Below are 13,990 nucleotides of genomic sequence, written 5' to 3'. Positions count from 1 at the left end.
GACATTCCCCTTTTACGTTTAGATACTGTGCTATATTCCCGTCCATCAAGAAAGCTAGTCATCAAAAAAAGCAACGGTCATCCGTTGCTCAGTAGTGGCGGAACGCCGACATATCGAGGTGGCTCGCTTCGGACTCGTCGACGGCGAGTTCGATTTTCAAATGTTCATGAAACGGCGAGTCGAACGCACCCATACAGGCGACCGGTTCATGGTCAGGGACGGGGGACTTGCGCTTCGTTTTGACGAACAAGTAGTCTTCCCGCGGAAGCGTCAATAGAAACCGTTCAACCGCGTGCGGTTCGCGTGTGACGTTTGACCAAGGCAAGTGATTGAACAACAAAAAGACCGCGCCTTCTTTTCTTAGCGCATAATCAGGGGCAATCCCTTCCCGGTTCAACAACTCGATGACCGAATCCAAATAATGTTGCTTGATCGTCAATGAAATCTCGTAATATTCACGCATGCCGTCCATCCTTTCTAAAAATCACAATAATTCCATTCTAAACGTTTCGTCGATGGGCGACAATGAAGAAGTTTCTTGACGAAGTGTTTTTCCCCCCGTATACTGCTCATGTCCTGCTATACTAAAAGTAAATGATGAACGAATTGAGGTGAGACCGACATGATTGAATCGCTTGAGTTGAAGGCATGGGTCGTCTTGGCACGGACGATGGACGCGATCAGTGACCGTGTGAAAGAAGATCTTCGACGCCACCAATTGAATTCAACAGAGTTCGGTGTTTTATCCGTGTTGTACAAACGAGGGGATACCCCGTTGCAACAAATCGGAGATCAAATTTTGATTACGAGCGGCAGTGTGACGTACGTAATCGATAAGCTCGAGAAACGGGGGCTCATCGAGCGTGTCGCTTGTCCGTCAGACCGACGCGTCACGTACGCCTCGTTGACGGAAACAGGTAAACAGTTGATGGACGTCGTCTACCCGGAACACATTGAAATCTTTAAAGATATTTACGGCCCGCTCAGTGAAGCGGAGACCGAGACGCTCATCGAGTTATTGAAACGCGTCGGTTATAACGCGGCAGGCAAATGACGCCTGTCGTGTTTTTTTAACATATATCTTGAATTCGAAATAATTGACGATGAGATATACAGATGATATAGTACAAACTGTTGATATAAAAATAGAGATTTTAATATATGGAGGAACTCATCATGAAAAAAGTACTTTACGTATCTGCAAACCCGAAACCGACTGAATTGTCATACAGCAAACAAGTTGCTGAGACGTTCATGACGACGCTCAAAGAAGAGAACGCGTCACTCGACATCGAAGCGATCGAACTATACGACGTCGATGTCCAAGAAATCGATGGCGATGTCCTTAGCGCATGGGGCAAATTCGCTTCAGGCGAAGCACTTACTGACGTCGAAGCGGCTAAAGTTGCGACGATGAACGGTATGCTCGAGAAGTTCATGGCAGCGGACGTGTACGTGTTCGCGACACCGATGTGGAACTTCTTCTTCCCGGCGCGCATGAAAATGTTCCTCGACAGCGTGTTGACTGCTGGTAAGACGTTCCGTTACACAGAGCAAGGGCCGGTCGGTCTTCTCGAGAACAAACAAGCGATCCACATCCAAGGAACAGGCGGCATCTACACAGGCACAGACCTCAACTTTGCTGACGCTTACCTTCGTCAAGCGCTCGCGTTCGTCGGTGTGACAGACGTGACGACGCTTGCGGTTGAAGGGATGAACCAATTCCCTGACAAGATTGAAGAAATCGTCGCTGACGCGAAAGCGAAAGCAGAAACGCTCGCGAAAGAAGTCGCAGGCGCGGTAACTGTATAACGATCAAGGCGGGTCCTGATGGGCTCGTCTTTTTGTGTGTCATCGATTCGGGTATGATAAGACCGAAAGGGGAGAGTGGAATGGGAGAACAGTTATCTGACCGCTTGCTCGGCGATTGGAGCGATATGATCGAGAGCGAGATGGGACGACCGTACTTCAATGAGTTGGCCACGTTTATCGATGAGGCGTACGCGACCTCGACCGTATATCCGGCTCGACAAGATATTTGGAACGCGTTCGTCTATACGAAATTGAAAGACGTCAAATGTGTCATCCTCGGACAAGACCCGTATCATGGACCGAATCAAGCGCATGGACTCAGCTTTTCCGTCCAAGACGGTGTGCGTTTCCCGCCGTCGCTTCGTAATATTTTTCAAGAGTTACAAGACGATATCGGCTGTGACATGCCGACGAGCGGCAATCTTGAGAAGTGGGCCCGCCAAGGCGTGCTGCTGCTCAACACGGCACTGACGGTCGAAGCAGGAAAAGCCGCCTCACACCGTGGGAAAGGGTGGGAGACGTTCACCGACGCTGTCATCGAGGAGCTAGGGAAACGTGAGGAGCCGATTGTGTTTATTTTATGGGGCAACGACGCGAAGAAGAAGCAACGGCTCATCGGTGACCACCACACTATCTTGACATCGGTCCACCCGAGCCCGCTCTCGGCGCATAGGGGATTTTTCGGCTCAAAGCCATTCTCGCAAGTGAATACGAAGCTCAGTGAATGGGGCGTCGAAGAAATCGATTGGTGTTTATGACAGTTCGCACATGCGGACTGTTTTTTGGTTGACGTCGTAAAAAAGGTCTGTTATTGTTACTAGCAACAAGATGCTTTAATGCTTAAAAGCGAATGTGCATAAAAGCATAACTGCATAACAGTGACAAGTGATGACCAAACCGAAGTAGAGACATCTTCCCTGGCCCAGAGAGCGTGTGGTGCTGTGAACACGCCCAAAAGATGAATCGAATTACAGTTTGCGAGCTCTCAATGATTGAGCGGTCCCCCGTTATCGGAATGAAGTGACTAGGCGTCTGTCTAGTAATCAGGGTGGTACCGCGGCAATCGTCGTCCCTATCGAGTGATTCGATAGGGACTTTTTGCCGTTTCAAACACAAAAGGAGGAACCAACATGTTGACACAACTCATCCCACGCCACTTGGCCCCACATATCTCACCGCAATTCTACGACGAGTACACGCCGACCGATCATGCCGTCTGGCGCTTCGTCTTACGGCTCAACTTGCACACGCTTGAAGGAAAGGCCCATCCGTTTTACATCGAAGGGTTGAAGAAGACAGGAATGGGCCCGGAGCGCTTGCCGAACGTCGAGGCGATGACCGAAGAGATGCGTTCGGCCGGTTGGTCGACGGTCGCCGTCGATGGACTGATCCCAGGCGTTGCTTTCTTCGATTTCCAAGGGAACGGTATGCTCCCGGTCGCGACCGACATCCGGAAAGTCGAAAACATCTTATACAGCCCGGCACCGGACATCATCCACGAAGCGGCCGGTCACGCGCCGATGTTGATGGACCCTGATTTCTCAAACATCGTCAAACGGTTCGGACAGCTCGGGGCGAAAGCGTTCATGAACCGTGAGGAACACGCCTCGTTCGCGGCGTTAAAGCGATTGACCGTCGTGAAAGAGAACGCCAACTCGACGGACGAAGAGGTCGCTGCGGCTGAAGCGGCCGTCCATGCGGCGAAAGCGCAAGTGACCGGATTCTCGGAAGCGCAGCAAGTGGCTCGTATCTTTTGGTGGACGGTCGAGTTCGGTCTCATCGGTGACGTCGACAACCCACTCATTTACGGAGCCGGGCTGTTGTCATCAGTCGGCGAGAGCCGGCACTGTTTGACGGACGCGGTCACGAAACACCCGTTCAACTTGGAGCACGCGCTTGAGACGAAGCAAGACGTGACGAATATGCAACGCGAACTGTTCGTCATACCGGACTTTGATGCCTTGACCGAGGCGCTTGACGAGCTCGAGAGCCGGATGGCCGTGCATCAGGGCGGCGTCGCCTCAATCGAGAAGGCGCTCGCCTCGGGCAGCCAGGCGACCGTCCGTCTCGAGGACGGGACGGACCGGGTCGGCGTCGTCCGTCATTTGACCCGGAGCGGAGGACGCGCGCTCGTCCAATGGAACGACTGCGTGAAAGTCGACAACGGACAATTAACGAACCTCGAGAACCACGGTTTACTCATTCTCGACGGCCCGATTCAAGACGTGTTGGCGACGGCAGCGATTCGACTCGATGGACAGGTCGTCAACGAGACGGCAGACGAGTTGCGTTTAGAAAATGTCGTCATTGAGCTGGAAGGGCGCCGGATCGAACTGGCGACACTTGAAGTCCGTCAAGATTCGATCCCATCGGTCTTCCCGGGTACCGATGTCGAGGAGCTCGTCCTCATCGAGAAACCGGTCGTCGTCGAGCGGGACGCTCGCGTTTGGACGAATGACGACCCGATGTTCAACCGTGTTCGTAACTTGCGCGAACAAGGAGCCTCCATCGATGAGCTCGTCCCGACGATCCTCGAAGAGCACGCGGACGCCTGGTTGCTTCAAATCGAGTGTCTCGAACTCGTCGAATCCGAGACGTTGAAGCAGGCGTTGATTGAACGGCTCCAACAGTTACGTGCGACATCCCCGTCACGGAACGAACTGATCGGACGGGCGTTCGGGCTTTTGAACGTCTGAACGAGAGACATAAAAAACACGACCACCCCTTCATGATTGAGGGGTGGTCGTGTTTTCGGTTCAAAGTGATCGAGTGGCAGACGTCTCACGTAAAAACGCAATGAGTCGGCGATATGTCGCGCTTGCGGCCGGCTTGTCCATCTCGAAATGATAGCCGTGGCCGAGCTCATGTTCGGATTGATCATAAAAGACACGCGTCACATCAGTGCGACCCGACAAGATTGTCGCGAATTCTTTCGCTTGTGTCTCGAACGAGCCGGTGTTGCCATCCGTAATGAATGTCGGCACGAACGTCGCCGGAACATTGACGAGCGGGGACGCCTCGGAGACGACAGGGAGGCTCTCCCAATTATACGTCCCGAAGTACGCCCAACCGATGCGCTTGAACAAGAAACGGTTGACCGCTTTCGAAGACTCGACAATCGTCCGTTTCAAATCATACGGGCCGGAGAAGAGAATCGCACCGAGAATCGACTCTTTCGGGACGACTTGATGCACGTCAGCTGACGGGGCGTAGTTCTCGTTCAGTTGAATGCCAATGAATTGGGCGACGAGTTGGGCTCCGTTCGAGTCCCCGGCGAAGAAGACGCGGTCGAGGTCGAGCCGGAAGCGGTCGTTGTTCTCGACGATATACGCGTACGCCTCTTCGATTTGTTGGAGCGGGACGGGATACGTCACGTCTGGTGCGAGCGCGTAGTTGATGCTGACGACGTTGTAGCCGTTGCTCGCGATCGATGTGGCATATTTGAACACGTCTGCTTTGTCTCCACCGACGAACGAGCCGCCGTGCACCCAAAAGATGGTTGGCACTTGCTTGTCGCCCTCATAGCGAATCAAATCAAACGTCCCGTTCTCATAAGACGAATGATAGTCGATGTCCTTTCGGACCGACGTCTTTTGAACGACTTCGTCAAATCCTTTCATCGCGACTTCGTTCCCACCGGAAAATGAGGTTTTGACGAGGCGGGACGTCGGTTTCGGGGACAAGAACACGTACGCGGCTCCGGCGACGGCCGTCCCGACGAGTCCGAGTCCCGCTCGTTTCAATCCTTTATTCATCATACTTCCTCCTTTGTGAAGCGTTACTTCACGATTTACTGATCAATGAGCACATCACTCATGAACGTTTCGATGACATGCGCGATGCCATCCTCGTTATTTGATTTTGTGATGAAATCGGCCTTTCCTTTGACCGTCGCATTGGCGTTGCCCATCGCGACACCAAGACCGGCCCATTCAATCATCGTCAAGTCGTTGTTGCCGTCGCCGCAGGCGATGACATGTGCTTGCTCGATACCGACGTGCTTGGCCAAGAACGCAAGGCTCGTCCCTTTCGTCACACCGGCCTCGGTGAACTCGAGGAAGAACGGCTTCGAACGGGCGACGGCGAGCTCGCCTTCAAGCTCGACTTGCAATTTCGTCTCGATCGGGGCAAGCGTATCCCCGTCAGCGAGCATGAGGCATTTGACGACCGGACTCGTCACCGTCTCTTTGAAGTCATTGACATGGACGACCGGCATGCCTGTCAATTCGCCTTCGATATCGGTATATGGGTTCGGCTGATCGGTTACGATTTCGTTACCGATGTACGTATGAATCGCGATTTCCTCCCGGACACTGATATCATGGAGGTATGCGACCGTCTCGGGCGTCAGTGTGCTCGAGAAGATTTCTTCATCTGTCTCACAATCGATAATGGAAGCACCGTTAAATGATAAGATGAAGCTTCCGTACTTGGCGAGCTCGAGTTCACGGGCAGCTTCCCACATCGCATATGTCGGGCGACCGCTCGCGAGGACGACTTTATGCCCGCGCTCTTGGGCGTCAAGAAGCGCAGCCTTCGTCTTCGGGGAAATCGTATGGTCACTCGTCAACAACGTATCGTCCATATCTAAAACAATCATTTTATAACTCATAATCGGAATGAGTCCTCCTTCGGAATCTAATGACTCCATCCTAATACGATTTGAGGTCAATTGACAACCTTGTCGCAAAAACGTAACTATAATGTAGAGAAGTGAACTCCAGAAGAGGTGGAAACATGAATCGGATATTAGTAGCCGAAGATGAGCATGCGATTCGCAGCTTCATCATCGTAAATTTAAAGCGCGCCGGGTTTGATGTCTTTGAGGCGTCGAATGGGCGCGAAGCCGTGACGGCGTTTGACCGTCAACCGTTCGATGTCGTCTTGCTCGACGTCATGATGCCGGAGATGGATGGGTTTGAGGCATGTGCGGCCATCCGCGATTTAGATGAGAATGTCGGCATCATCATGTTGACGGCCCGGACACTTGAAGAAGATAAAATTGAAGGACTCGGGAGAGGGGCAGACGATTATATTGCCAAGCCGTTCAGCCCGGGTGAACTTGTCGCTCGGATTCAAGCGCTGCTCCGTCGTGTTGAAAAAGTGAAGCGCAAAGAGAAGAAACGCTTGAAATCGGGACCGTTCGCCATTGACTTGGCAGCGAAGCAAGTAACGAAATATGGCCAACCGATCGATTTGACACCAACCGAGTACGACTTGATTTGCCATCTCGTCCAAAACGAGGAAGTCGTCTTGTCGCGCGACGCTTTATTAGACGCGGTGTGGGGTGTCAATTACTTCGGCGACCGGAAGACGGTCGACGTCAACATCCGGCGGTTGCGACAAAAGATTGAAGACGACCCGAGCCATCCGGCGTTCATTGAGACGCTGTGGGGACATGGGTATAAGTGGCGGAGACATGACGGATGAAGCAACAGCTCGTCATCCGCATCATGATTGTTATGACGCTCGTTTTGATTCTACTCGTGAGCGTACTATCTTACGGGACGTATCGCTATTACTATGAATATGAATCTGAAGCACTTCTCAGCCATGCGACGACGAGTGCGTACTTGTATCCGCAGGCGCAAGTCGGATTCGAGACCCCGAGCGCGTTCTCTGTTCTCGTGCGGACGTTCGGCTACCCGGGAACGGATTTGACGATCGTCAATCGTTTCGGTGAGATTGTGAAGACGACCGGGCAACGCGACCATCAGGCGCTGTTCAGTGAACGGCAACTCGAGCAACTTGCGAGAGGGGAATCCGTCGTCCAAGACTATGACGTCAAGGATGAGCACTTCCTGTCCGTGACGAGCCCGATTATGACCGGTGAGACGAGCGAACTTGCCATCAGTTTCACTCGGCCGTTAGAAGACTTGGATACACTCATCCGGGAAATATGGATGGCGGTCATCTTGATTGGTGTCCTCATCTGGTTGCTTGCGCTCTATGCGGTCATCCGCATCGCCGACCGTTTCGTCCGTCCGATTCGTGACATCATCGAGACGGCAGATGAGATGGCGCAGGGAGACTTCGACGTGGAAGTGTATTCGAATGAAAAACATGAACTCGGCGCGCTCGCCCGGACGCTGACGTATTTAGGGGCGAAAGTCCAACAGCATCAATCGACACGGAACGAATTTTTATCGAACGTGTCACATGAGCTTAGAACACCGTTGACATCCATTAAAGGATGGACCGAGACGATTCGAGGCGGGAATGAGAAATTGTCAGAAGAGACTGAGCTTGGCCTCGGGATCATCCATTCCGAGACCGAGCGGATGATCGGCCTCGTCGAACAGCTTCTCGATTACACAAAAATCGAGGAGAGCCGGCTTGTGTTATACCGCCAAGAGCTCGATCTCGTCTCATTGCTGCGAAAAGTATCAGTGCAATTGAAGCAGTCGCTCGAAGATAAACAGATCACGTTGGTCGAACGCTATCCCCAAAAATCGATCGGACTGTTCGATGAGAACCGTTTGAAGCAAGTTTTTCTGAACTTGCTTGAGAATGCGATTCGATTTTCTCCAGATGGGGGAACGTTGACGGTTCGATTCGTCCAGTCGGAACGTGTCGCCTTCATCTCGATTATCGACGAGGGGCCTGGTATCTCGAAGGAACATTTACAGCGCATCACCGAGATGTTCTACCAGGCACAAGTGACGAAAGGGAGCAGCGGGTTAGGGCTCGCCATTGCCAAGGAATTGATTGAAGCGCACGAAGGGAAGCTCGTCATTGAAAGTGAAGTCGGCCAAGGGACAACGGTGACCGTTCTTCTGCCGCTCGACCCGAGCGAATTACATTAAGAGGGTTAAACCTCCTTGATTCAGGATACATGTAATTGTATGTAGAATAAGGGAGGTTTTTGCGTGGCGACGAAATCATTGAAACCGATCAAAGGAACACCGAACGCTGTATCGACTCAAACGTCGATCACGGCGCTCAAGATGGATCCGCTCCCGTATGGACGCGACCGTGCCCATACGATCGAGACGATGAAAATGGTCATGGGTCAGATGCCTCGGACCGAACTTGTCGAGGAAACGAGCGACATGCTTCGTTATGTCGTCTCGACGAGAGTGATGCGTTTTAAAGACGACGTCGAATTTTTATTTGACGATGAGACAAGACAAATTGAGTTTCGTTCGGCCGCACGACTCGGACATTCCGATTTTGGTGTGAACCGGAGACGGATGGAAGATGTGAGTGAACGATATCGGAGGTTGATGAAATGAAGGATTATCAGTTGATTGTCATCGGGGGAGGCGCGGCCGGTATGACGGTCGCGGCCGGAGCCGCCAACCTTGGCGCGAAAGTCGCACTCGTCGAGAAGAAAAAGCATCTCGGCGGGGATTGCCTTCACGTCGGATGTATCCCGTCCAAGGCGCTCATCGCCGCTTCAAAAGAAGCGAGCTCGATGATGCAGGCCGCTCGTGTACTCGGCACCGAGTTTGACGGGCGCGAGCATTATCAGACAACGAAAGCACGGATCGACCGGGCCCGCGAGATCATCCAAGAGCACGACGGTACGGAGCGCTTCACAAAATTAGGCGTCGACGTCTATATCGGGGAAGCATCGTTCCAAAGCCCTTACGAATTAAAAGTCGGGGACGATCTCTTGATCGGGAAGAAGTTCGTCATCGCGACAGGTTCGAAACCGACGGTCCCGCCGATTGACGGGCTCGACACGGTGTCGTATTTAACGAACGAAGACGTCTTCCATGAGGAGACGCTACCGGAAAGTATCATCGTCATCGGCGCCGGCACGATTGGTCTCGAACTCGCCCAATCGTTCGCACGTCTCGGCAGCCAAGTAACGGTACTCGAGGCGCTCGATACGTTCTTGCCGAAAGAAGACGAGTCGGTGCAGACGCTTTTACGCACGCAACTCGAGATGGCGATGCGCCTGAAAATTGGGGTGGACGTCAAACAAGTTTCAGAGGTGAACGGAAAGATTCGCGTCGACGCTGAAATCGATGGGGAGACTGTCCACTACGAGGCGGATAAACTGCTCATGGCAACGGGAAGAAAACCGCGTATCGATGCGCTTCGACTTGATCGGGCCCACGTCCACGTCAAAGATGGCTATGTCGACGTCTCTTCGACGTACCGGACGTCACAACCCCACATCTTTGCGATCGGGGATACGATCAACACGCTCCCGTTCACGCATGCGGCCGGTGAAGAAGGCAAAGCGGTCGTCGCGAACGCCTTGTTCGGCCTGTGGAACAAAGTTGATTATAAGAAGATGCCATGGATCACTTTCACGGACCCGGAAGTGTTTCATGTCGGCTTGACCGAGGCCGAGGCGCGGAAGCAGTACGGTGAAGACGTCGACATCTTTGAAGCGAAGCTGTCGGAAGTCGACCGGTTTGTCGCTGACCGCCAAGAGACCGGTTTCGTCAAAATCATCACACGGAAGAACGGCAAAATCATCGGGGGACATGCGGTCGGGATGACGGCGGGCGATTGGATGCAAATCGTCGTCTACGCGATGCAACGCGGCGATAAGATCGGGAAGTTATCGCGCATGATCTACCCGTATCCGTCTCGAAGTGAAGCCGTCAAAAAAGCGGCCGACCTTTACTGGCGCAAACGTCTGTTCAACAGCCCGCTCACAGAACTAGCACGCAAGTATTTTGAATGGACACGATGAACATGACAAAAGCCCACTCGGCAGAGTGGGCTTTTACTGTGGCAAGATGATCGTTTCAATCATTTTAGGGGAACCTTCCGATAAATCGACGAGCGGTTTGATTAACACTTCGACGCGCCGGTTCTTAGCGCGGCCGGCATCCGTGTCGTTCGTCGCAATCGGTTTATACTCGCCGTAGCTCGCGAGTGTGAACTGGCTCGGATTTAAGGAATCATTCGTCAACAAGCCGCGCATGAACGCGGTCGCCCGCGCTGAACTGAGCTCCCAGTTCGACGGAAAGCGAGCCGTGTTGATCGGGACGTTGTCCGTATGGCCGGACACGACGATCTCTCGATTGCCGGCCTGCTCGAGAATGCCGCTGATCGAGCGGGCGACGTCACGTGCCTCGGCATCGAGCGTCGCCTCGCCCATGCTGAACAGCGCCCGATCTTGAATCGTCAGGACGAGTCCGCTCGAGTTGATCGTCGCCTCAATCTGGTCTTGGAGTCCCTTCTCTTCGATATATTGAGTCACTTGTTCTTTCAACTCGTCGAGCTTCGCGAGTTCATACGTTCGCGGATTCGCCGTCGTGTCGGTGTTGTTCGTCCGGTTGATATCACTGTTCGAGGCCGTCGATGCTTGAAAGACGCTCGTCCCGCCAGAGAACACTTGATTGAACGATCGTGACATCTTCTCGAGCTTCGTCTGGTCGACGTTACTCGATGCGAACAAAACGATGAAGAGCGCGAGGAGCAGCGTCAGTAAATCCGCATAAGGGATGAGCCAACCTTCAGGGATATGTTCTTCATGGTCATGCTTCTTTTTGCGCTTCATAGTCGGCTCGCTCCTTTGGAGACAAATACACAGACAACTTATCTTCTAACGTCTTCGGCGATTCGCCGCCTTGAATCGAGAGGATGCCTTCGATCATCATTTCCTTGATGAGCACCTCGCTCTTTGAGTATTGTTTCAGCTTATTGGCGAACGGGAACCAAAGCACATATCCCGAGAAAATCCCGAACAGTGTCGCGACGAATGCGGCCGAAATCGCATAGCCGAGCTTTTCGATGTCGGACAAGTCTTTCAAGGCGGCGACGAGTCCGATGACGGCTCCGAGTACGCCAAGTGTCGGTGCGTACGTACCGGCTTGTGTGAACACGTCAGCGTTCGCTTTATGTCGGATTTCCATGTTCTCGATATCACGCGACATGACTTCGGCGATATATTCAGACGGTTGTCCATCGATGACCATCATCATGCCTTGTTTCAAAAACGGCTCTTCGACTTGTTCTAAAGCGGTCTCAAGTGACAATAGACCTTCTTTACGAGCTTGTGTCGATAAATCGACGAATTGAGTCAACATCCCAGACTTGCTAGGTAAGTTCTGTTTTGTGAATAAGATTTTGAACAGCTTCGGTACGTTTTGAAGTTGCTCTTTTGAGACGGCGATACTGACCGCAGCGGCCGTCCCGACAAAAATGATGACAAGTGCGGCCGGGTTGATGAGCGGGGCCACACCTGCGCCTTTCAGAATCATCCCGCCAATCAACGTGAAGAAACCGAGTAATAATCCTACTAAAGTGACGACATCCATGTCTATGTTTTCCACCTTTCTAAATGAACAGGAATCAAAAAAAAGCGAGAGACGCAACTCGTCTCCCGCATAATGCGTTCCCGATGGTTAAGCGCCGTTTTCGTCAATCAGCAGTTGGATGCTGATATTTCGTTCTTCACGCTCTATATCGGTTAATACATCGTATTTTTTTAACAATGCGTACAATTGATTCACAACTTGTTGATCGAGCGACCATTGTAGCAATTCTTCGAGCTGGAAATAAAGATGGGCGGGCATGTACTGTGACTGACGCTCCAACCTTCGCGAGACATCCTTTAGCGAATGATCTACCGTACTAGGGTCCACGGTTTCATTCAACCTCCTCAACGTTTATAAAGTCTATCTATCATATTACCAAAAAAACGACGAAAGAGTTAGCGTGACATTTTTCTAGTTGGCAATTTCGATGACGAGGCGTAATATGTGGCTTAGAAACAGTGAAGGAGATATGAGGATGCGACATCCATTATCGATACGGGAACGGCGGTTGAAACGAATCGAGGCGTTATACCGAATCGTGTTCGAGAAGCCGGCCCGCTTTATTGCCAGCGGATTTTTACTCGTGATTTTTATTGGGGCAACGCTCCTTTATATGCCGTTTGCGCAAAGTGAACCGGTGTCTTGGATCGACTGTCTTTTCATTGCGACATCGGCCGGGACGGTGACGGGGCTTTCGACAGTCGACATCGGAACGTCGTTCACGACGTTCGGCGAGCTTGTCATCGTCGCGTTGATTCAAATCGGGGGGCTCGGCTTCATGACGGTCGCCCTCATGCTTTTAAGCGTGCTCGGGCGTAAAATCGGTTTGAAGCAGCGTATCTTGCTCCAAGAGTCTCTCAATTTATCAGGACCGGGCGGAACGGTGCGACTCGTCCGAAACATCGTCTTCACGACGGTCATCGTCCAAGTGGTCGGTCTCTGCTTTTTGACGGCAGAACTGTATGGCACCGGCGACTACTCGTTCGGTGAGGCCTTGTACTACGGCTTCTTCCACGCCGTCTCGGCGTTCAATAACGCTGGGTTCTCCTTATGGCCCGATAGCCTCATGAAGTTTGAACAGAACACGTCCATCGTCGTCACGATTTCCATACTGATCATGATTGGCGGACTCGGCTTCACGACGATTGCCGATGCGACCGAGGTGAGACGTTGGAAACGGCTCGCTCTCCATTCGAAAATCATGATCGCGTCGCTACTCGTCATCAACGGCATCGCCTGGTTCGCCCTTATGTTGTTCGAATGGGTGTCGATTGAAGGAGCACTATACGGGCGTCCGCTCGGCGAAGCGCTTCATGCGACGTTCTTCCAAGCCATTACGACGCGGACGGCCGGCTTCAATACGATCGACGTCGCGACGATGGCGCCGGTCTCGATCGGTCTCATATTGATTCTCATGTATATCGGGGCCGGGGCCGCATCGACAGGGTCGGGAATTAAAGTGACGACCGTGGCTGTTATCTTGGCCGACATGTGGGCGTTTTTGCTCGGCAAAAAAGAAACGGTCATTATGGAACGCACGATTGACGTGTTCCAGATTAAAAAGGCGTACATGGTCGCCATCACGAGTTTCTTCTTTATTTTATTTATTACCGCGCTGACGATCTTGACGAACGGCCATTTGCCGGCGACGGCTATCTTGTTTGAAGTCGTTTCCGCGTTCGGGACGGTCGGACTGTCGCTCGGGATCACCGCTGAGTTGAACAACAGCGGAAAAGAGCTCATTATGTTCATGATGTTGCTTGGTCGTGTCGGATCGCTCACGATTTTGTTCACCGTCGCGCGCCAACTCGACCGCAAGATTCGCTACCCGAAAGAAAAACTATTGATTGGATGACAAAAAGCCCTGATTGAACTGCCCCATAAAAGTTGGACATAAAAATCCAACTTTTATGGGGTGTTTTTATGGTCAAATTTACGAAGGCTTTTAA

General features: G+C 52.2%; 15 protein-coding genes and 1 other annotated feature. Of the genes, 9 read left to right on the top strand and 6 right to left on the bottom strand.

Annotation, left to right across the window (positions count from 1 at the left end):
- Window positions 1–88: 88 nt before the first annotated feature.
- Entirely contained in the window at window positions 89–463 is a 375-nt protein-coding gene (locus L971_RS07265; RefSeq protein ID WP_024372480.1) for a hypothetical protein, read from the bottom strand.
- A 159-nt stretch (window positions 464–622) separates the two neighbouring features.
- Between L971_RS07265 and L971_RS07260 the strand changes: the two genes are divergently transcribed.
- The 4 genes from L971_RS07260 to L971_RS07245 all read left to right on the top strand — a co-directional run bounded on the left by L971_RS07260 (window position 623) and on the right by L971_RS07245 (window position 4,508).
- The gene (locus L971_RS07260) at window positions 623–1,054 is read left to right on the top strand and encodes a MarR family winged helix-turn-helix transcriptional regulator (RefSeq protein ID WP_024372479.1); all 432 of its coding nucleotides are present in this window, start codon (window positions 623–625) and stop codon (window positions 1,052–1,054) included.
- 122 nt (window positions 1,055–1,176) lie between these two features.
- A complete protein-coding gene (locus tag L971_RS07255) occupies window positions 1,177–1,812 on the top strand; it encodes an FMN-dependent NADH-azoreductase (protein ID WP_024372478.1) in 636 nt (211 codons plus the stop codon).
- Between the two features lie 80 nt (window positions 1,813–1,892).
- The gene (locus L971_RS07250; protein WP_024372477.1) at window positions 1,893–2,570 is read left to right on the top strand and encodes a uracil-DNA glycosylase; all 678 of its coding nucleotides are present in this window, start codon (window positions 1,893–1,895) and stop codon (window positions 2,568–2,570) included.
- Window positions 2,571–2,691: 121 nt separating this feature from the next.
- Window positions 2,692–2,889 (top strand) — a binding site (T-box leader).
- A gap of 53 nt (window positions 2,890–2,942) precedes the next feature.
- Window positions 2,943–4,508 carry an aromatic amino acid hydroxylase gene (locus L971_RS07245; RefSeq protein ID WP_051638838.1) on the top strand — a complete coding sequence of 522 codons (1,566 nt, stop codon included), beginning with the start codon at window positions 2,943–2,945 and terminating at the stop codon, window positions 4,506–4,508.
- A gap of 60 nt (window positions 4,509–4,568) precedes the next feature.
- Here L971_RS07245 and L971_RS07240 read toward each other — a convergent pair whose 3' ends face one another.
- Window positions 4,569–5,567 (bottom strand): alpha/beta hydrolase, encoded by a 999-nt coding sequence (locus L971_RS07240; protein WP_024372156.1) that lies wholly within the window; start codon window positions 5,565–5,567, stop codon window positions 4,569–4,571.
- 35 nt (window positions 5,568–5,602) lie between these two features.
- Window positions 5,603–6,424, bottom strand: coding sequence for a Cof-type HAD-IIB family hydrolase (locus L971_RS07235; RefSeq protein ID WP_024372155.1), 822 nt, complete (start codon window positions 6,422–6,424; stop codon window positions 5,603–5,605).
- 125 nt (window positions 6,425–6,549) lie between these two features.
- On the opposite strand from L971_RS07235, the gene L971_RS07230 reads away from it, so the two are divergent.
- The 4 genes from L971_RS07230 (at window position 6,550) to L971_RS07215 (ending at window position 10,468) form a co-directional block, all read left to right on the top strand.
- Window positions 6,550–7,242 (top strand): response regulator transcription factor, encoded by a 693-nt coding sequence (locus L971_RS07230; RefSeq protein WP_024372154.1) that lies wholly within the window; start codon window positions 6,550–6,552, stop codon window positions 7,240–7,242.
- On the top strand, window positions 7,239–8,618 hold the full coding sequence (locus L971_RS07225) for a cell wall metabolism sensor histidine kinase WalK (RefSeq protein ID WP_024372153.1): 1,380 nt from the start codon (window positions 7,239–7,241) through the stop codon (window positions 8,616–8,618). The genes L971_RS07230 and L971_RS07225 overlap by 4 nt, the downstream gene beginning before the upstream one ends.
- A gap of 63 nt (window positions 8,619–8,681) precedes the next feature.
- Entirely contained in the window at window positions 8,682–9,047 is a 366-nt protein-coding gene (locus tag L971_RS07220) for a DUF1499 domain-containing protein (protein WP_047375223.1), read from the top strand.
- Window positions 9,044–10,468 carry an NAD(P)/FAD-dependent oxidoreductase gene (locus L971_RS07215; protein ID WP_024372151.1) on the top strand — a complete coding sequence of 475 codons (1,425 nt, stop codon included), beginning with the start codon at window positions 9,044–9,046 and terminating at the stop codon, window positions 10,466–10,468. The genes L971_RS07220 and L971_RS07215 overlap by 4 nt, the downstream gene beginning before the upstream one ends.
- Before the next feature lie 33 nt (window positions 10,469–10,501).
- Here the strand turns inward: L971_RS07215 and L971_RS07210 are convergent, their stop codons facing one another.
- The 3 genes from L971_RS07210 to L971_RS07200 all read right to left on the bottom strand — a co-directional run bounded on the left by L971_RS07210 (window position 10,502) and on the right by L971_RS07200 (window position 12,380).
- On the bottom strand, window positions 10,502–11,281 hold the full coding sequence (locus L971_RS07210; protein WP_024372150.1) for a flagellar motor protein MotB: 780 nt from the start codon (window positions 11,279–11,281) through the stop codon (window positions 10,502–10,504).
- Window positions 11,259–12,041: a flagellar motor stator protein MotA gene (gene motA / locus L971_RS07205; protein ID WP_024372149.1), complete on the bottom strand. Its 783-nt coding sequence runs from the start codon at window positions 12,039–12,041 to the stop codon at window positions 11,259–11,261. The genes L971_RS07210 and motA overlap by 23 nt, the downstream gene beginning before the upstream one ends.
- Window positions 12,042–12,128: 87 nt before the next feature.
- Window positions 12,129–12,380 carry a hypothetical protein gene (locus L971_RS07200; RefSeq protein WP_231557577.1) on the bottom strand — a complete coding sequence of 84 codons (252 nt, stop codon included), beginning with the start codon at window positions 12,378–12,380 and terminating at the stop codon, window positions 12,129–12,131.
- Window positions 12,381–12,516: 136 nt separating this feature from the next.
- On the opposite strand from L971_RS07200, the gene L971_RS07195 reads away from it, so the two are divergent.
- Window positions 12,517–13,896, top strand: a complete 1,380-nt coding sequence (locus tag L971_RS07195; protein ID WP_052200328.1) for a TrkH family potassium uptake protein — start codon at window positions 12,517–12,519, stop codon at window positions 13,894–13,896.
- Window positions 13,897–13,990 lie beyond the last annotated feature (94 nt).

This window comes from Exiguobacterium sp. ZOR0005 (genome assembly GCF_000798975.1).
In the GTDB taxonomy this organism is placed as follows: Bacteria; Bacillota; Bacilli; order Exiguobacteriales; family Exiguobacteriaceae; genus Exiguobacterium; species Exiguobacterium aurantiacum.
The sequence above is the reverse complement of the archived record's forward strand: the minus strand, read 5'-3'. Positions and strand labels throughout refer to the sequence as shown.

Excerpts from the sequence above, each read along its gene's own strand:
- L971_RS07265 (WP_024372480.1), bottom strand. The coding sequence starts at position 463 with ATGCGTGAATATTACGAGATTTCATTGACGATCAAGCAACATTATTTG.
- L971_RS07260 (WP_024372479.1), top strand. The coding sequence starts at position 623 with ATGATTGAATCGCTTGAGTTGAAGGCATGGGTCGTCTTGGCACGGACG.
- L971_RS07255 (WP_024372478.1), top strand. The coding sequence starts at position 1,177 with ATGAAAAAAGTACTTTACGTATCTGCAAACCCGAAACCGACTGAATTG.
- L971_RS07250 (WP_024372477.1), top strand. The coding sequence starts at position 1,893 with ATGGGAGAACAGTTATCTGACCGCTTGCTCGGCGATTGGAGCGATATG.
- L971_RS07245 (WP_051638838.1), top strand. The coding sequence starts at position 2,943 with ATGTTGACACAACTCATCCCACGCCACTTGGCCCCACATATCTCACCG.
- L971_RS07240 (WP_024372156.1), bottom strand. The coding sequence starts at position 5,567 with ATGAATAAAGGATTGAAACGAGCGGGACTCGGACTCGTCGGGACGGCC.
- L971_RS07235 (WP_024372155.1), bottom strand. The coding sequence starts at position 6,424 with ATGAGTTATAAAATGATTGTTTTAGATATGGACGATACGTTGTTGACG.
- L971_RS07230 (WP_024372154.1), top strand. The coding sequence starts at position 6,550 with ATGAATCGGATATTAGTAGCCGAAGATGAGCATGCGATTCGCAGCTTC.
- L971_RS07225 (WP_024372153.1), top strand. The coding sequence starts at position 7,239 with ATGAAGCAACAGCTCGTCATCCGCATCATGATTGTTATGACGCTCGTT.
- L971_RS07215 (WP_024372151.1), top strand. The coding sequence starts at position 9,044 with ATGAAGGATTATCAGTTGATTGTCATCGGGGGAGGCGCGGCCGGTATG.
- L971_RS07210 (WP_024372150.1), bottom strand. The coding sequence starts at position 11,281 with ATGAAGCGCAAAAAGAAGCATGACCATGAAGAACATATCCCTGAAGGT.
- motA (WP_024372149.1), bottom strand. The coding sequence starts at position 12,041 with ATGGATGTCGTCACTTTAGTAGGATTATTACTCGGTTTCTTCACGTTG.
- L971_RS07195 (WP_052200328.1), top strand. The coding sequence starts at position 12,517 with ATGCGACATCCATTATCGATACGGGAACGGCGGTTGAAACGAATCGAG.